We start from the raw sequence: 18,243 nt of genomic DNA on the forward strand, positions 1-18,243 counted from the left end.
CAAAAGATAAAGCAAGATTGTACACCAAAAACGTGAACATGAGCATGAATGCAAACGCAAACCTAAACAGAGATATTTATTAACACAATAGAATCAAGCGAATCTTGTTACAATAACAAGATAGATGTTCAGAAATATCACAGATGATATTACAGATGATATTACCTTATTGCTCATTAACCTCACATTACCCAGAATAGTTGCTTAAATCCTGATGCTGCCTACCTTTGATATTCGCCGCGTAGCGATTGTGATACACGACCTTTTTATGGTGCTGTGCGCCTGGCTGCTGTCACTATTTGTCTACCACAATTTTCAATTCAGTATTGAAGACTTAAGTCTATTACATAACACCCTGCCTGTCGTATTTTTAGTGCAGGGCTTGATATTATGGCTGGGTGGCTTGTACCAGGGCTTGTGGCGTTTTGCCAGTATGCCGGATTTATGGAATATCATACGCTCCGTCACACTGGGTACATTGTTGATTGTGCTGGTTTTGTACTTTATGTATGGTACTGAACACATACCAGTCAAACTGCTGCTGATTTATCCGCTACTGCTGGGTTTTTTATTGGGTATGCCGCGTTTGCTTTACCGCTTATGGCGCGAGCAATCCATCCAGTTTTTACTGGAACGCAAACCCCACCAGCGGGTTTTAATTATCGGTGCCGGACGCTCAGGAGAAATGCTGGTGCGCGATATGCGCCGGGATCGGGAATACCTGCCCGTGGCTTTTCTTGACGATCAAGCCCGCCTGCACGGTCTGCGTTTGCATGGCGTCCCGGTTTTAACCGGCATTGAGCGCCTGCCTGGCGTTACCCGCAAACTCGCAATTGACTTGATTGTCATTGCCATGCCTTCCGCCAGTGACATGCAAATGCGGCGCATTGTCGAATACTGCGAAAAAACCCAGGTGACTTTCCGCACCCTGCCCAAAATCGGCGACATGGCCAATCACAAAGCCAGTCTTGCCACCTTGCAGGAAGTTTCCATTGAAGATTTACTGGGCCGGGAAAAAATCAGACTGGACTGGGACATTATCCAATCCGGGGTTGCTGACAAAGTGGTAATGGTCACCGGGGGTGGCGGCTCTATCGGCTCAGAACTCTGTCGCCAGATACTGCGGGTACAGCCCAAAGCCCTGGTGGTGTTTGAGCAAAGCGAATTTAACCTGTATCAGGTGGAGCGCAGCTTACTGGCGCTGGACACCACAATTCCACTGCATTTGTGTCTGGGTGATGTCTGCGATCCGGTGGCAGTGGAACACGCCATGCAAAACTGGCAGCCGGAAATCATTTTCCACGCTGCCGCCTATAAACATGTGCCTATGTTACAAGGCCAAATTCGCGAAGCCATACGCAATAATATCTTAGGCACCCAGATTCTTGCTGACATTGCCGCGTGCAGTGGTTGCGAAACCTTTGTCATGATTTCCACGGATAAAGCGGTTAATCCCACCAACATCATGGGAGCCAGCAAACGTGTCTCCGAACTGTATTGTCAGGCACTGAACAAGCGCAGTGACACCCGTTTTATCACCGTGCGTTTTGGTAATGTACTGGGCAGTGCAGGCAGTGTGGTGCCGCTGTTTCGGGAACAGATTGCCCAGGGCGGCCCGGTCACCGTCACCGACCCGGAAATCAGCCGCTATTTCATGACTATTCCCGAAGCCTGTCAACTGATTTTACAAGCCAGCGCCATGGGACACGGTGGTGAAATTTTTGTGCTGGATATGGGAATGCCAGTAAAAATTGCCTATCTTGCCGAGCAACTGATTCGACTTTCTGGCAAACAACCGGACAAAGATATTAAAATCGTCTACACCGGCCTGCGCCCCGGCGAGAAACTACACGAAGAACTGTTCCACGATGAAGAAGAACAAATGAGTCGCACCAGCCACCATAAAATCCGTCTGGCAGCGCACCGCGCCGCTGATTGGGAGCAGCTCCAACAGATATTTAAAGCCTTTGAAAGTGCCTGCCAATGCTATGACATACCTGCTTTCAGGGCAGGCTTAAAGACCCTGGTGCCGGAGTTTCAAGAACAGGACTAAAACGCTGGCAGTGCTGCATAAATAGTGATTTTTCAGCCTGAATGCGACATGCTGATATCGTTAAATCAGCACTTATTAAGCAATTATTCAGACTATTGTGCTTGATTGTTATACAATTAGCATATAACAATCGCTTTAGCCGACACCAAAAAGTGGTGAGGCTGATATTTAGCGGTTGAATTTAATCGTTATATGCCAAAAACCGGGGTCTCTATCAGATCACAGGTTTTACGTATGTAAATATTAAAGCGTTTTCAGGAATGAATATTTTATAATGCCATTCCTTAACAACGCAAAACAGTGCAAGTCATTCAATTTACGTTTAGTGAGGAAAAGTTAGAAATGAGTACAGGTACAGTAAAGTGGTTTAATGCCGATAAAGGTTTTGGTTTCATAACCCCTGATGATGGTGGCAAGGATTTATTTGTCCATCATTCTGAAATCCAGGCTGGCGGTGGTTATGCAACACTCAATGATGGTCAGAAAGTAGAATTTGAAGTTGGGCAAGGTCAAAAAGGACCATGCGCCAATAAAGTAGTCGCTGTCTGACTTTAGGCATTAAATCAGCCAGCCTAAGGAGTGAGAATGAAATAAGTGCAGGAACTGGGCGCAGGATTTTTATTCATTTTCAAGGCGTGAAAACCGGCGCATAGCAAGCTATGTAACGGTTTTCGGAACGCAGAAAATGGAGCAAAAGACCAGCCCGGTTGCTGAAGTTATAAAATTCTCACTCCTAAGCACTGGCAGATAACAAAGGCGGTCAGGCTGATAGTCCTTCGCGGTGTTCGTTTGTACTCGATGGCACAAACATATCACCGCACTGGCTTGCCGCCAATGTTAGCACTACCGTGATTGCTCTTGCTTACGCTGCACTTCCGCCATCTCACGCATTAAGAAAAAATTCAGAAAGGTACGAATCACGGCAATTGCTCCCAATTGTCCAATTTGATTCCAACTGGGCGCGATGGCTGTGGCCAGGATATCCGCACCAATTTGAAACTCCAGCGCTAAGGCCAGATAACGTGCCAGGGTAAAGCGCACATCCTGAAAATCACTATTATCACGTCGCCACAAAGCTTTGATAAAGGCATAACAGGCAACGACAACACCCATCGCAATCACTAACGCGCCTAAGGTTTCGACACCCAGTTTCAGCCATTCAACAGCATTGATAACAGTCTCTTCCAGTATACTGGCATGAGGTGCGGGAATGAGTCCTATTTCTTTGATTGACATAGCCTGATATAAATTATTAGTCATCCAGACGATTAAAGCGCTGCATTTTACTGTATAAAGTAGTGCGGTTAATGCCCAGCATCCGCGCTGCCTGACTTAAATTACCTTCAGTGCAGCCCAGCGCCGCATCAATATAACGCCGCTCCCATTCCTGCAAGGTGTTATCCAGGGAGAAATCCCCTTCATTAATTTGCTCCAGAATCTGTGCGTCAACATCCTGTTCCGGTTGTGATTGCAGCACTTGCTCAGTATCAAATTCGGCCTGTACCTGCGTGGTATTCAGCATTTGATTGGGATATTTTGCACCCAGGCGAATCACGATATTACGCAACTCCCGCACATTACCCGGAAAACTATAGTACTGCCAGCAGGCTTGCGCATCTTCATCGAGTTGAAACTTAACCCCCATGTCCGCGTAATATTGCTGAAAATAAGCCAATAATAAATTCTTGTCTACACCGCGCTCTGATAAGGGTGGCACCTGCATGGTCAGTACGCTGAGGCGGTGATAGAGATCACTGCGAAAGCGCCCGTTGCGCACTTCTTCGCGTAAATCACGGTTAGTCGAAGCAATAATGCGGGCGGTGGATTTGCGCACGCGGGTTTCACCCAAGCGGTAATATTCGCCGTTCTCCAGCACCCGTAACAACTTAGATTGTAATTCCATCGGCATTTCACCGATTTCATCCAGAATCAGGCTGCCCTTGTCAGCTTCCTCAAAAAACCCTGTACGCGCCGTGCCTGCGCCGGTGTAAGCACCTTTGGCATGACCGAATAATTGCGCATCCAGCAGTTCCGGGGTGAATGCCGCGCAGTTAATGGTCATGCAGGATTCTTTATTGTGCGCGCTCTGGGTGTGCAGACATTGCGCGACCAGTTCCTTGCCAGAACCTGATTCGCCCATGACCAGCACTGGAAACGGAGAATCAGCAAACTGGCGCACCTGGGAAAATAACACCTGCATGGTGTCGCTCTCGCCAATTAAACCGCAATCACCGGTTTTTTCTTCTTGTTTATCCTGGATTTTATGCTGCTCTGCACTGAAAATCATCCACTGATGATTAAGCCGGGTTTTCAACAAATCCATATCACAAGGTTTAGGGATAAAATCCACCGCGCCCAGGCTTAAAGCATGTTGTACATTTTTCTGGGAATCCTGCCCTGATAACACCAGAATTTTAATTTTAGGGTTAAACGCCAGCAATTCAGAAACCATTGCAAAGCCTTCTTCCGGGCTGTGCGGGTCGGGCGGCAGTCCTAAGTCCACCAGTGCCAAGTTAGGCATCACCGGCAGATTTTGCAAAAGCTTTCGAGCTTCTTCGCGGGTTGGAGTGATGCGCACTTCAAAATCGGCGCGTAACATAAAAGCCAGAGATTCGCTGATCAGCAGATCATCATCAATCAGTAATAAAGCGGGTTTTTGCATGGTTGCCCCTAACGCAGGTTCAGTTGTTTAGCGATATTGAGCACGCTATCGGCTTTATTTAAGGTGTAAAAATGCAGTCCCGGCGCGCCCAAATCCAGTAAATCCTGACATAATCGGGCGACCACCTCAACGCCATAGGCCTGCAAAGATGCCAGATCATCACCAAAATCCTGCAAGCGCCAGCGCAGCCAACGCGGAATTTCTGCACCGCAGCCATCGGAAAAACGCGCCAGTTGCTGATAATTGCTAATCGGCATAATGCCCGGCACGATAGGAATATCAATACCCATTTTAGCGCAGTTATCCAAGAACCGCGCATAAGCATCAGGATTGTAAAAATATTGAGTAATCGCGCTGTCCGCACCTGCCGCTACTTTTTGCCGGAAAAATTCCAAATCCGCCTGCGCGCTGGTGGCCTGCGGATGAAACTCAGGATAAGCCGCGACTTCAATATGAAAATGATCGCCGGTTTCCTCGCGGATAAATTGTACCAGCTCACTGGCATATTCCAGATCACCAGCAGCGCCACTGCCAAAGCCGGAAGGGCGGTCACCGCGCAAGGCGACAATGCGCTGTATGCCGTGTTGTTGATATTGCTGCAACAAGTTGCGCAGCATGGCCTTGTCCGAGGTAATGCAGGACAGGTGCGGCGCAGCATCGTATTCACCGCGCTGCTGTATTTCAACCACGGTATCCAGGGTGTTTTCCTGGGTAGAGCCGCCCGCGCCAAAAGTCACGGAAAAAAAGGCCGGATTCAGAGTTTTTAATTGTTCATAAGCCTGACGCAAATTATCCCGGCCTTTCTCGGTGCGCGGCGGGAAAAATTCACAACTGAGGGTAAGCTTGTCTGGTTTCATTGTTAGCGATTTCTCAATGGTTTTCATTATGGTTTGACAGATTTTAACAGTTGTGCGTCTAGTCTGTTAATCTTTTCATGCCGGAAAAAGCGGCTTATAGATTTTCAGATATTAAATTTCTAGATTGAGTACGGAAAATAGACCGGAAATGCACATTTTCTGGAAACGATTTATCTGAACATCTATACGCCACACTTTTGTTGCATTCTGTCAATTTTTCTCATTCCCATGCTCCACAGGCATGGCAAAAATGAATAAAACAGGTCATTTTTTTTAGACTTGTTAAAATAATGCATCATTAAATCCCCTGGAAACCAACAGTATGCTTAAATTCCCCTACGGTATCAGTGATTTTGAAAAATTAATCAGCGAAAGCTATTACTATCTTGACCGCACTGACCGCATTCCTTTAATAGAACAGGCGGGAATGCAGTTGTTATTTCTGCGCCCGCGCCGCTTTGGTAAAAGCCTGTTATTGGATATGCTGGCAAATTATTATGATTTGGCAAAAGCGGAACAGTTTGAAACCCTGTTTGGTGATTTGTTTATCGGTGAAAATCCTACACCGTTACACAACCAATATTTTGTGATGAAATGGGATTTTTCTACTGTATTGCCGGAAGAGGGCACTAAGCAACAAAAAAAAGTATTATATGACTATATCAACCAGCGGATTCTTGGCTGTGTTGCTGATTATGCCGATTATCTTGATAAGGTAACTATTCACGATGATGCCATGATTTCTTTTGCCTCTTTATTAAAAGCCATACAAAAAACCCCGCACAAACTCTATCTTTTCATTGATGAATACGACAACTTCGCCAATGAAGTGATGATGAGCCAGGTCAATCAAACGATGCACAACCCGGAACGCTATAAAGCCCTGGTACATGGTGAAGGATTACTGAAAACTGTATTCAAAAATATCAAAGCAGCAGCAACGGGCAATGGCCTGGACAGGGTGTTTATTACGGGTGTATCGCCTGTGGTGCTGGCGGATATGAGCAGTGGTTACAATATTGTGGTCAATATTTATCGCCGCCAAGAATTTAATGATTTATGCGGTTTTCATGAAACCGAAGTGCGCGAAATTTTATCTCAAGTGATTGAACACTGCAAATTATCAGAAGAACGCTATGAAGAAGCCTTCAAAATTATGAAGGATTTTTATAATGGTTATTGTTTTAGCACTCAGGACAAAAGCGAAGTTTATAATCCCACGCTAACCTTGTATTTCCTGGATAATTTGTTGCGCACTTGCGAATACCCCGAAGATTTGCTGGATCACAATCTGGCAATGGATAGAAACCGCCTCAATTACATTGCCAAATTACCACATGGCGCGGAAGTGGTGGAAAATGCCGTGGATGAATCACGCCCACTGGCTGTGCCGAAATTACACGACCGTTTTGGCATAGAAGATATGTTGTTGCATGAACAAAGGGAAAAAGAGCTGGCATCATTATTATATTATCTTGGCGTGTTGACTATGGATGGCAAGGTCGCGCTGGGTAAGCTTAAATTACGCATTCCCAATCTGGTGATTCACAGTTTATATGTGGAAAAACTACGCCAGTTATTACTCCCCAAAGTCCATGATGAAGATTATCAGGAAGCGGTAGAAATTTTTTTTCTCAAGGGTGATTTACAACCCTTATGTGATTTCATTGAGCCACGTTTTGACGTGTTCAGCAACCGGGATTACCGCTGGCAAGCGGAAATTGCCGTTAAAACGGCGTTTATGATGTTGTTGTTTGATGACCGTCTGTATGTGGTCGATTCTGAACCGGAACTAAAACGCTGTTATGCCGATTTGACCTTAATTGCTCGCCCTGATGCGCGGCAATATGAAATCTTAGACCATTTATTAGAATTTAAGTTTATTAAGTTGACAGATTTGGCTTTGTCTAATGAACAGGTGCGGGAATTGACGACAGAACAATTAAAAGCCCTGCCGTTGGTGAAAACCGCTTTTGAACAAGCCAAAAAACAGTTAAAAAAATACCGCCTGGTAATAGAAAAAAGGCACGGCACGGTGTTGAAATTACAAACAACGGCAGTGGTTGCGCTGGGGTTTGAGCGGTTGTTGTGGCTATAAACCGGGAGGGGCGATGATAAAAGCCAGATGCCTGAGGAAAATATAATGTTCAAGAAAATTCAAAAAACCGATGCGCAGTGGCGTGAACAACTGGGTGCGGACACTTACCGCATTTGCCGGGAGAAAGGCACGGAACCCGCTTTCAGCGGACGCTATTATCAGGAAAAGGCAAGCGGCACTTACCATTGCGCCTGCTGCGGCGCGCCGTTATTTTCCAGTACCGATAAATATGACTCCGGCAGCGGCTGGCCCAGTTTCATGCGCCCTTTAACCCCGGAAAATATCACACAGCACAGTGATAACAGCCACAACATGCAGCGCACAGAAGTGACCTGCCAGCATTGCGATGCACACCTTGGGCATGTTTTCCCGGATGGCCCGGAACCCACTGGGCTGCGTTATTGTATTAATTCGGCTTCCTTAAACCTTAAAAAGCCATCCTCAACCCCAGACTGATGCTGCGCCCCGGCCATTCAATGTCATATTCAGTGGGATCTTGAATATTGGGGTTAAAAGCACGTTCATTAAACAGGTTGCTGATACGCAACTCAGTAGTAATTTGTGGTTTAAGCTGTGCTTCCAGACCCAGGTTTACCAGCACGAAGCTACGCGGATTATCAAGCTGTTGCAGGCTTTCATCCACCCCGCTTTGGTAAACACCCGAAACACTGCGCCGTGAGTTGTAGCGCAGATCACCCATTAAACGGTACTTGGGATGAAACTGCCAGGCGGTTGCCAGACTCAGGCTGTATTTACTCAGGAAATTCAAGTCCTGCGTTGTTTGTGGATAAGGATTGCGTAACACCACGTTATCAGGGAAAGTCCCTGCGGTTTCTTCCGCTTGCAGCAATGCCGAGGCACTTACGCGCAAGCTTACACGTTCAGTGGGATACCAAGCCACGGCAAGTTCCAAACCCGTGGTTTTAATTTCATCCAGGTTAAAGGTATATTCATCACCATTTTTTGGATCATCAGGATTCAGCAGCGCGTCATTAACGGATAAGGTGATCAAATCCATCATAAAATCCGTATAACGGTTGTGATAAACGGTGAGATTGACATCTGCCTTATCAAAGCGATAACCCAGTTGCGCTTCCAGGGTTAATAACTGCTCGGGTTTTAGCTGATTGATGCCGATCTCAGGATTATCGTAAAGCTTAAAGGATTCCCTATAGGTGGGCACACGGAATGCGCTACCATACAATAACTTGCCATAGAATTGTTCATATTCCGCATTTAAGCCCAGGCGATAAGTCAATTGATTGTCAAAATCCGACAGCCAGCTGTAACGCAGCCCCGCAGTCACGGTGAGATATTGATTAACATCCCAGATATCCTGCACAAACACCGCAACATCATCATGGGTGGCCTGCCCTTGCAAAATTGCCTTGGTTTTGGTTTTTGTCAGTTCTCCACCACTGAAATAATAACTCACATTTTCCTGACGATGGCTTTTATCGCGTAACCAGGAAACGCCCAAGGTGATTTGATGAGACTGCCAGCGCCAACGGGTATCGGCATCCAGGCCCAGTAAACTCCCGTTACGATAACCATAACGCCGCCGATTCAGTTCGTTATTTTTATAACGGGTATCCAGGCGCAACAGCTCACTGTGATTATAAAAAGCCTGTATGCTGTACAAGGTTTTATTTTTTGTTTCATGCTCATAACGTGCCGTCAGATAAAACGGCTTGCGCTTAAAAAAACGCTCATTACCGGCACTGGATAAGAGGTAGGGATAGGTGTAATCGGTCAAATCAGCAGCCAGCATCAGCCCGTTTTTTTGATATTTGGCAAACAGGTGTTTTTTCTCTTTGTCTTGTGGGCGGTTGGCCCATTCACCATCAACATTGCGTTCAGGATTAAAGCCCTGGCTTTTGAAAAACTCACCAAAACCATACCATCCCGCCTCTGACCACTCACCGCTTAGATGGTGAAAAGGTTTGTCGTTTACCCGTTGACCGTCTTTAAAACTCCCTTGCATCCCGTAACGGGCCTGCACCGAACGGCCTTTTGATTTGGTGCGGATATTGATAATACCGGCAAAGGCATTGGCACCATATAAGACTGAACCGGGGCCATTGAGCAGTTCCACCTGTTCAATATTATTTAGTGTTATCATTTCATCGACAGAGAAGTTACCCCAGTATAAATCTCGCATCGGCACGCCATCGATTAATAATAAAATTTTACTGGTGGTACGATCCTGTACCCCGCGGATGAATAAATTAGTATGGCCTGCGCGTGATTCATTCAGTTCATAACCGGGAATGTGGCGTAAAACATCTTTTAGCGTTTTGAAGCCATATCGCCGAAAATCATCCTGGGTGAACACGCGGATGATACCTGGGGTTTTGTGTAGCCTGCGCGGAGATTTTGTCCCGGTTTCCACAGTTAAATCCAATAGATCTTCTAAAGACATATTCAGTATGGATTTAAGCTTATCAATTTCTGGATCTCGAACAACTGCGGACGGTGCAGCCAGTGCGGTTAAAACCGGAAGCATTAAACTCAGCATCCCTATAAAAAAATAAGCACTGCTATTGCATATTTTTGCTTTCATGCCCTGTTCCTGGTGATATATTATGTCATTACCTAAGTTCGATATAAGCTTTATTTAGCATTAAAAACCCTGGAAGTCACTTCCGCCCCACACTAACTTATTGATAGTTAATACGGAATTTCAGCATTTTTGGATAAACAAACTTATATCAAACTCACATTAATGAATTTAAAATTTTTTTTAAAAAATTTTAAATTCAGATTGTAATTAAGAGCCAAACAATATGCAAAATTTACGCTACCTGTTTTTTATCTGTACCTGCCTGATATTTTTTTCCACAATAGGAAATGCCAAAGAAACCATGCTTACCCATAGTAAAGAATATCAGATTGTCTTAAAAAATAAGCCATGGGCTACCTTTGATAAGACCCTGCCCACCCTGTTGCAAACCCTGCAAACCCTGGAAGATAACCCCTATTTTCAGTTTCGATATAAATCAGGCTCTGGTAAATATACGGTGCGCTACGGCACACGTTACGATACGCCAGATGGTTTACTCAGCGCAACACATTTAAATTTGAAAATTGAATTGTCTCACAAAAATGGAGAACCGCGTTCCAAGCTGAAGCTTAAATATAATTGCAGCGACCCCGATGCCTGCCTGAATCTAAAGCATTCTGAACGGGCTTTTTCTTATCCTGCCACAAAGTACGCAGACAAGGCACGTTTCAAGCTGGAACTGGATATGCACCAGAATTATGCAAAATATGGCGCTGGTGGTTCAATTAAATTTAAAAAGCAACTGGAATTAAAAACCTTAGGGGATGCCCAGCGCTATTTTCCACAGTTAAAACATGTTCCTGGCTTTGATGCAGACACACCGCTAATCAGCATTAAACAGTATTACGAAAAAGTTTTTGATGACATTAAAGTGAAATTTGCTGGTTATAAGGCTAAAGCCGCGTTAGTTGTGCGCTATCACACTATGCAGAGCGAAATGCCTGAACGTGCCGAGTTTTCTTTTAAGTTAAAACGAAGCGGGGAAACCTGGCAGCAGGCTCCTATTGTGGCATTGGGGCAGGTTTATGCGTATTTTTTAAACAGCGATTGGAATGCGCTGAAAGGAATTATCAAGCCAGGAGAATTTTTATTACCCGTGGAACGCAAATAACATTATGAAAACCGTTACATAGCTTACTATGTGCCCCTATGTGCCCCTATGTGCCTGTTTTCACGCCTTGAAAATGAATAAAAATTCTGTGCCCAGTTTCTGCATTTATTTCATCCTCACTCCATAGTAATAGAAGAAAAGTCTCAACCTCATTCATCTTCGTGTGGAAAATATTGCTCCAGATAGGCTTTGACATCAATATCTTTCAAATGAATTTCAATACCGAACTGCTCGGCATTGCCGGTATTGCTGCGGGTACTGGTCGGGCGGTTAAAGGCCACGTCTTCAAACAAGGGATCATTAGTAAAAGCCTCCAATAAATCCGTCGGGTGTGGACTGTAACCTTCCAGTTCAATCACACCACCTTCGATCTTGAAGCGATTTAGCCAACTGTCAGTTGGAATCAGCCCGTTGAGCTTTTGCAACAGTATGATTACATTTTGTTCTGGGAAATTTAAAATAGGGCCGAGATCCTCTTCAATGGTGAAAACGGCATTTCGCAGACGCCGTGTTTCACGGGTTTGCTGTTGTAATTGTGCCAGATAAGCCTTGGTTTTATGTTGCTCCCAGGCCAGCCAGCCACCACCAGCAAGCGCACCTGTCAGTAACAGCGCCAACATGGTCAACACGGCCCAGCGTTGTCTGCGTTGCCGGTTTTGTTGCTGTTGCTGTTTAGCCGCTGGCGGAATAATGGCATAGGCATAAACACTGGCATCCGGTGGCGTGCGTTTGATCCAGTCTTCCTGATGTTGCAGCATGTTCCAGTGCGTGGTTTCAGGCAGTGGCTCAAACTCATGCTCAAACTGCTCACGCAAAGGGGCTTGCACATAATCCTGACGCCAGATTGGCAGCCATTTATTCAGGCCATCGTTTTGCCAGAGCAGACGGGTAATCAGTTGCGCATCTTCATCATGAATCCACTGTGTATCCTGCTTTTGAGCGCTATCATGAGGAATTGCCGCCAAAGGGCGGGGTAAGAGATAGAGCAGATTAAGTTTATGCTTGGCAAATGCTTGATATAAACTTTCCGCGCGTTGTGCCGCCAGCCACAGTGCCAGATACTCGCCATCTTCCTGCACCATTGCTGGCAGAGATAATAATAATGGCTGTTGTACGCCCGGTAATAACATGGGCAGTTGCAGTTGCAAGGCATCCGGCAACTGTTCAGCGCCAACACCTGGCAAGTGTGCATGGGTTGCAACAAATTCCCGGGTAGGCAGATACAGGGCAATTTTTCGTTTTTTATCCGCCGCAGGCAGTAAACGCCGCGCTGCCTGCGCAATACATTCGGCTGAATCCGGTTGTTCCAACTGGTAATGTTGCTCAGTACCCAGCTCAATCAAGCTGTCCTGATACAACACCAGACAAAAATCAGGTGCAGCGTGACTGGGCTTACGCCCTGTTTTTGGGGAAAAGCGCATCATTACATATTCAACCTAATCAGACATTAAACCGGAAATGCATCACATCGCCATCCTGCACGATATAATCCTTGCCTTCCAGACGCCATTTTCCGGCTTCTTTCGTACCCGATTCGCCCTGATAGTGTACAAAATCAGCATAAGAAATGACTTCCGCACGGATAAAACCTTTTTCAAAATCGGTGTGAATCACCGCAGCGGCCTGTGGCGCGCTGGCCCCCTTGCGTACCGTCCAGGCGCGTACTTCTTTTTCCCCGGCGGTAAAATAGGTTTGCAAGCCCAGTAATTGATAACCCGCATGAATCACCCGATCCAGGCCCGGTTCAGTCAAGCCCATATCGCTGAGATATTCGGCTTTTTCTGCCGCGTCCAGTGCTGCAAGTTCGGCTTCAATTTCTGCGCAGACAGCAACCACCACCGCATCTTCCTGTTGTGCCAGTTCCCGTACCTGATCCAGATATGGGTTATTTTCAAAACCATCTTCCGCAACATTGGCAATATACAGCGTGGGTTTCACCGTTAACAGGTGTAGCTCATACAAAGCCAGCGTTTCATCGTCACTCAGTTCCAGCGTGCGCACAGGATGACCGGCATCAAGATGTGCCTGTACTTTTTCAAATAAGTTTTTTTGCGCCAGCGCTTCTTTGTTACCACCTTTAGAGGCTTTGGCAGCGCGTTGTGCCGCCCGCTCCACCGTATCCAAATCTGCCAGTGCCAGCTCGGTATGAATGATTTCAATATCTGCCAGTGGATTGATTTTTCCCGCCACATGCACCACGTCATCATTTTCAAAACAACGCACGACATGTGCTATCGCCTGGGTTTCGCGAATATTTGCCAGAAACTTGTTACCCAGACCTTCACCTTTGGAGGCTCCGGCGACCAGACCGGCAATGTCAACAAATTCCATATGGGTGGGCAGGGTGCGTTGTGGTTTGACAATATCCGACAATTTATCCAGGCGGGGATCGGGCATGGCAACCACGCCCACATTGGGATCGATAGTGCAAAACGGATAGTTCTCCGCTTGAATACCCGCTTCCGTCAGCGCATTAAATAAGGTGGATTTACCCACGTTTGGCAGGCCAACAATGCCACATTTAAATCCCATAAAATATCCTTTACAGAGTAGTAGGTGTTACGCAAAAGCTTCAGATTAATAAAAAGCGTGAGATGGAAGCGGCTTTCACCGCTTTTGACGGTGAATGAAGCTTACACCGAACTCAGATTATATCTAATAATTTTTTATCAAACAGCGTGAGATGGAAGCGGCTTTCACCGCTTTTGGCGGTGAATGAAGCTTACACCGAACTCAAACTTATCTAATAATTTTTTATCAAACAGCGTGAGATGGAAGCGGTTTTCACCGCTTTTGGCGGTGAATGAAGCTTACACCGAACTCAAACTTATCTAATAATTCTTTACAAAAACTTCATCTATCAGGCCTCTTTTATGACCTTTTGAATTGATATGTCTTTTTGCCTGTACGATATGGACATCATAATCCCGGTACAGGTCTTTAATAAAATCAGTTGCCGAGTTGGATAATAAAAATCGGATACCTTGTTGATGTAGCATATCGCAGGTTTGTTTTAAGCGTTGCTGCGCGTTGCGATCAAAACCATCCTGGGTATAAGCGGTGAAGTTCGAACTGCTTGAGATCGGATCATAGGGCGGATCAAAATACACAAAATCATTTTTAGCTATGCCTTTGAGTGCATTTTGATAATCGGTATTAAGAATTTTCACCTGCGCCTGATTCAGATAATGACTGACGGCGGTTAAAACCGATTGATTGATTATATTAGGATTTTTATAACGTCCAAAAGGGGTATTAAACTGCCCTGCGCGATTAACCCGAAACAAGCCATTAAAACAGGTTTTATTCAGGTAATGCAGACGTGAAGCTTTTTCAACTGCGGATAAATCTGCATAGGCATCACTACGATCAATAGCGCGCAAGGCATAAAAATAATCTGCATCGTTATGATGGTATTTTAAGTCTTCAATCAAGGCTTCAACATCATCACGAACCACGCGGTATAAATTCACCAACTCGGCGTTGGTATCATTAATCACCGCGTTTTTCGGCAGAAAATGGAACAATACCGCGCCACCACCGATAAAAGGCTCGTAATACGTGGCATAGTGCTGTGGGAAATATTTCTCGACTTCGCTGATGAGTTGTCTTTTGCCGCCGACCCATTTCACAAAAGGGGTGACAGCGCCTGGTTTATTCATTACTGCTCATATAATTCAATGGGTATATGTTTTTCATAATTCGTAAAGTCTTTATCTGTCGTGAATATTTTTGACTTTACCCTATGCGCTACCGCGCAAATTAAATAATCAATATGTGATCCCTGGATACCATTTGAGCGGCAAATATTTGAAAACTTGGCTGCATTGATGTAATCACTATCAACAATAGGGGTGTTTTCAAAATAGTGTAACTTTCTATTCAGTTGCTCAAATTTATTGATATCACTGTAGCCCGATAATATTTCCTGCCTGATTGGGCCAATAATAATCGCTTTTTGATCGTGAATTAATGCTTCAAGTTCCTGGGTATATATCTCGAATCCCTTTTTTTTTGATCTCAGTGCATATGACCAGATAGGGGTGTCTACGATAATTTTCAATTCCGCCGCCCTTTTTTATAATCGTAGTCATCATCGGGATCGAGCTTTCCAAATAATTCGATGATTTCCTGCTGTTTTCTACGATTAATAAATTCCTTTAAAGCGAAATTCACCGTATCTTTTTTAGTTTTCAGGCCGCTGATGAGTAAGGCTTCTTCCAACAGCTTTTCATCAATTGCTAAATTCGTTGCCATATCACACCTCCTTTTACACAATAGCCCACACATTAAAATGTGTCAATATGTGCAGTTTATCATTTTTTGGCTAAGCATCAGACAAAACCAGTTTGAGATTATGCTGTGGGATAAATAATCAGCGCAACCATTTTATAATCTGCTCCCAGGCCTTATGGAACAACACCCAACCCAGTGCTTTTTGACCCGCGTCAATCTGACCCAAGCCCTGCATACCGGGGCGTAATCGTCCTGCACTGTTGAGCAAATCAGTTTCAATAATAAACACCGCCTGCGCGTCACGGATTTCAGCGCGAGGACGAATTTTTTTCACCTGCGTATCCCACATCTGATCGGGGTAGGCATCCAGGCGGACTTCCAGTGGCATATTCACTTGTGCCCAGGCAATATCCTCCGCATTTAAGGACATTTGCACCCGCATTTCATCCAGTGGCGCAATTTCAAACAGGGTTTGGCCTTTACTCAGGGTGCCGCCTTCTATGCGTTTTAAGTCGCCGCTGATTAATAAGCCATTAATGGGGCTGATAATTTCCAGATTATTTAGACGGTAATTCAATAAGGCCATTTTTGCATCTATGCGCTCAATTTCCAGTTGTGCAATTTGGGCTTTGGCGGCATCACGGGCAGCGGTGCTGACATCTTTTTGTTTTTGTGCGCGACTGCGCTCAGCCTTTAAGCCGGAAAGTTCCCAGTTAATTTCCCGTCCATCCAGTTGTGCCAGTAATGTCTCGGTTTCTATCACATCACCCGGTTCATGCAGCGCCTGTTTTAACACGCCATCAAAGGGGACGTTGATAAAACGATGCTTCATCGGCTCCAGCAGAACATTACCTGATAATTTGTGGCTAACCGGCAACCACATCAAGGCAAGCAAACTCAATACAATGGTGATAAGTAATAAGCGTTGCCCAGGGTTTTTGCGCAAGGGGTGTAACAGGCGCTGTAACCAATTAGGCTGGGCTTTTTTAAGCGTTGCCAGGGTGGTGCCCAGTGGCGTTGCCAGTGCTTCCAGATTTTCTTGCGGCAAGTTGGTATTGGTTTTCCATAAGATTAGTAAAGCACCGCTGGCATTATTATCTGGTAGTGCCGCTAAAGGCAAAGCCAATACCGTATCCGCCGCGCCCAATACCAGCAGGCGTTGCAGGGTGGGCTGGGTTTTACGGTGTTCGGGATTTTGGCTGTTCAGCGCTTTTTTTTGCGCAATCACGGCATCCATTAATGATTCACAGGCATGTACAAAATCTGCCTGGCGTTTAATATCAGACAGCTCGGAAATCGTGTGCAGACGGCAGTGGCGACCTTTGACTAAACCTAATAATACCCGCTGTGCCTGAAAATCCTGTTGCAGGGTGTTGCTGAGCAATTTAGCAGCAACACTCATATCCGGGGCTGCCAGTGTGTGGGTCAGTAACTCAATCAGGCGGCGACTATAGTCAGTTGGCTTAGAGGTATCGGGTGAGACTTCGGCTGGGCTGGCAGGCAATTGTTCGGGCAGGTTTAAATAGGCTGTGCATAATTGTAATAAGGTAACAAACCATTCAATGCGTTGTTCACCGGGTACAACCACTAAAGCCACGCCTTCTTCCGGCTTTTTGTCCTGCGTGTATACAGGCGTTGCAATAATATAAGCACTCACCTGTGCATCCAGCACATGTATCTGCACCTGTTGTTGTTGGCAGGCCACTTCAATTTGTTGTAAAAGCTGGTTTTCCATGTGTGGATGCCAGCTTAAAGCCTGTTTTGAAAGAATCGCCGGGCCACGTTCCAGTTGTTTGCCGTTGCGCTGTCCATATAACACGCCAGCAGCATTACTCAGCCCTAATAATAATTGCAGAACCTGCAAAATATATGCTTCTGAATTTTTTTTATCGGCGAAGAGTTGATGTAGATACTGGTGCAGGGTCAACAGATCTAAAGCCGGGAGTTGAACAGCTTGTGCCATAAACAGGACTCAAAAAAAAGGGGGGGAGAAGGTGACAGGCGAAATCAAGCAATAAAGTTTGAACAGCCACGCGCTAACGGCAATAAACTTACACGTTTCTTAATCGTTTAACGCATGGCTGAAAATTTCAAATAGAACTTAGGAGCGAGAATTTTATAACTTCAGCAACTTGGCTGGTCTTTTGCTCCATTTTCTGCGTTCCGCCTGTTTGGACTTAGGCAGTTACATAGCTTGCTATGCGCCTGTTTTCACGCCTTGAAAATGAATAAAAATCCTGCGCCCAGTTTCTGTATTTATTTTATCCTCACGCCTTAGCTATTCAGACTTATTTATTTTTTACTACTTTTTTCGCTGTCATCAATTTCTGGCAATTTGGCAGTCGCGGTTGCGGGTGTGGCTGCGGGTGGATTTTTTTGTGCCAAAGCCTGATTTAATAAGGCTGCCAGCTTTTGTGCATTAAGACGGGACATGGCAATGCGGGTATGGATCGGTAAATGTGCCTCTCCGGTATTGGGATCTGGCATCATACCTGATGAAAAATTCAATACCATTTCATCCTCGGATACGTTAAGTAAAACCTGGCTGGCATGGCGTGCCTGGGTTTCTTCATAACGTACACGCAGGCTTTGTTGTTGTGGTGCAGCGGTTTGAGTTTCTTTTTTGGTATTACTCATTTAGAGTTTTCTCCATTAATATAACA

Annotated in this window: 16 protein-coding genes; 5 read left to right on the plus strand and 11 right to left on the minus strand. The window is 45.4% G+C overall.

Annotated elements, in window-relative coordinates:
• Positions 1-214: 214 nt before the first annotated feature.
• On the plus strand, positions 215-2,053 hold the full coding sequence (locus QUF61_RS10030) for a polysaccharide biosynthesis protein (protein ID WP_289681519.1): 1,839 nt from the start codon (positions 215-217) through the stop codon (positions 2,051-2,053).
• A 342-nt stretch (positions 2,054-2,395) separates the two neighbouring features.
• Positions 2,396-2,602, plus strand: coding sequence for a cold-shock protein (locus tag QUF61_RS10035; RefSeq protein WP_103921953.1), 207 nt, complete (start codon positions 2,396-2,398; stop codon positions 2,600-2,602).
• 294 nt (positions 2,603-2,896) lie between these two features.
• Here QUF61_RS10035 and QUF61_RS10040 read toward each other — a convergent pair whose 3' ends face one another.
• Genes QUF61_RS10040 through metF form a run of 3 tightly spaced genes read right to left on the minus strand, consistent with a single transcriptional unit; the run spans position 2,897 to position 5,572 of the window.
• A complete protein-coding gene (locus tag QUF61_RS10040) occupies positions 2,897-3,289 on the minus strand; it encodes a DUF1622 domain-containing protein (protein WP_289681520.1) in 393 nt (130 codons plus the stop codon).
• Positions 3,290-3,305: 16 nt separating this feature from the next.
• Positions 3,306-4,715: a sigma-54-dependent transcriptional regulator gene (locus QUF61_RS10045; RefSeq protein ID WP_103921954.1), complete on the minus strand. Its 1,410-nt coding sequence runs from the start codon at positions 4,713-4,715 to the stop codon at positions 3,306-3,308.
• 8 nt (positions 4,716-4,723) lie between these two features.
• Entirely contained in the window at positions 4,724-5,572 is an 849-nt protein-coding gene (gene metF / locus QUF61_RS10050) for a methylenetetrahydrofolate reductase [NAD(P)H] (protein WP_289681521.1), read from the minus strand.
• A 322-nt stretch (positions 5,573-5,894) separates the two neighbouring features.
• Between metF and QUF61_RS10055 the strand changes: the two genes are divergently transcribed.
• Positions 5,895-7,670, plus strand: coding sequence for an AAA family ATPase (locus QUF61_RS10055; RefSeq protein WP_289681522.1), 1,776 nt, complete (start codon positions 5,895-5,897; stop codon positions 7,668-7,670).
• A gap of 45 nt (positions 7,671-7,715) precedes the next feature.
• Positions 7,716-8,126 (plus strand): peptide-methionine (R)-S-oxide reductase MsrB, encoded by a 411-nt coding sequence (gene msrB / locus QUF61_RS10060; protein WP_289681523.1) that lies wholly within the window; start codon positions 7,716-7,718, stop codon positions 8,124-8,126.
• On the opposite strand, the gene QUF61_RS10065 is transcribed toward msrB, so the two are convergent.
• Positions 8,098-10,233: a TonB-dependent receptor plug domain-containing protein gene (locus QUF61_RS10065; protein WP_289681524.1), complete on the minus strand. Its 2,136-nt coding sequence runs from the start codon at positions 10,231-10,233 to the stop codon at positions 8,098-8,100. The two genes, msrB and QUF61_RS10065, sit on opposite strands and share 29 nt — an antisense overlap.
• 223 nt (positions 10,234-10,456) lie before the next feature.
• On the opposite strand from QUF61_RS10065, the gene QUF61_RS10070 reads away from it, so the two are divergent.
• Complete coding sequence (locus QUF61_RS10070; RefSeq protein ID WP_289681525.1) at positions 10,457-11,344, plus strand: hypothetical protein; 888 nt, start codon at positions 10,457-10,459, stop codon at positions 11,342-11,344.
• 149 nt (positions 11,345-11,493) lie between these two features.
• Here QUF61_RS10070 and QUF61_RS10075 read toward each other — a convergent pair whose 3' ends face one another.
• From QUF61_RS10075 to QUF61_RS10105, 7 genes are all read right to left on the minus strand, one after another.
• Complete coding sequence (locus tag QUF61_RS10075) at positions 11,494-12,768, minus strand: PilN domain-containing protein (RefSeq protein WP_289681527.1); 1,275 nt, start codon at positions 12,766-12,768, stop codon at positions 11,494-11,496.
• A gap of 16 nt (positions 12,769-12,784) precedes the next feature.
• Positions 12,785-13,876 carry a redox-regulated ATPase YchF gene (gene ychF / locus QUF61_RS10080; protein WP_103921961.1) on the minus strand — a complete coding sequence of 364 codons (1,092 nt, stop codon included), beginning with the start codon at positions 13,874-13,876 and terminating at the stop codon, positions 12,785-12,787.
• 299 nt (positions 13,877-14,175) lie between these two features.
• Positions 14,176-15,006 carry a DNA adenine methylase gene (locus QUF61_RS10085; protein ID WP_289681528.1) on the minus strand — a complete coding sequence of 277 codons (831 nt, stop codon included), beginning with the start codon at positions 15,004-15,006 and terminating at the stop codon, positions 14,176-14,178.
• Positions 15,006-15,407, minus strand: coding sequence for a type II toxin-antitoxin system VapC family toxin (vapC, locus tag QUF61_RS10090; RefSeq protein WP_289681529.1), 402 nt, complete (start codon positions 15,405-15,407; stop codon positions 15,006-15,008). The genes QUF61_RS10085 and vapC overlap by 1 nt, the downstream gene beginning before the upstream one ends.
• On the minus strand, positions 15,404-15,601 hold the full coding sequence (locus tag QUF61_RS10095) for a type II toxin-antitoxin system VapB family antitoxin (protein ID WP_103921964.1): 198 nt from the start codon (positions 15,599-15,601) through the stop codon (positions 15,404-15,406). Before QUF61_RS10095 ends, vapC begins: the two co-directional genes overlap by 4 nt.
• 118 nt (positions 15,602-15,719) lie before the next feature.
• Positions 15,720-17,543: an efflux RND transporter periplasmic adaptor subunit gene (locus QUF61_RS10100; protein WP_289681530.1), complete on the minus strand. Its 1,824-nt coding sequence runs from the start codon at positions 17,541-17,543 to the stop codon at positions 15,720-15,722.
• Positions 17,544-17,872: 329 nt separating this feature from the next.
• Complete coding sequence (locus QUF61_RS10105) at positions 17,873-18,217, minus strand: DUF3467 domain-containing protein (protein ID WP_103921966.1); 345 nt, start codon at positions 18,215-18,217, stop codon at positions 17,873-17,875.
• Positions 18,218-18,243 lie beyond the last annotated feature (26 nt).

It is taken from the genome of Candidatus Venteria ishoeyi (assembly GCF_030378065.1).
In the GTDB taxonomy this organism is placed as follows: Bacteria; Pseudomonadota; Gammaproteobacteria; order Beggiatoales; family Beggiatoaceae; genus Venteria; species Venteria ishoeyi.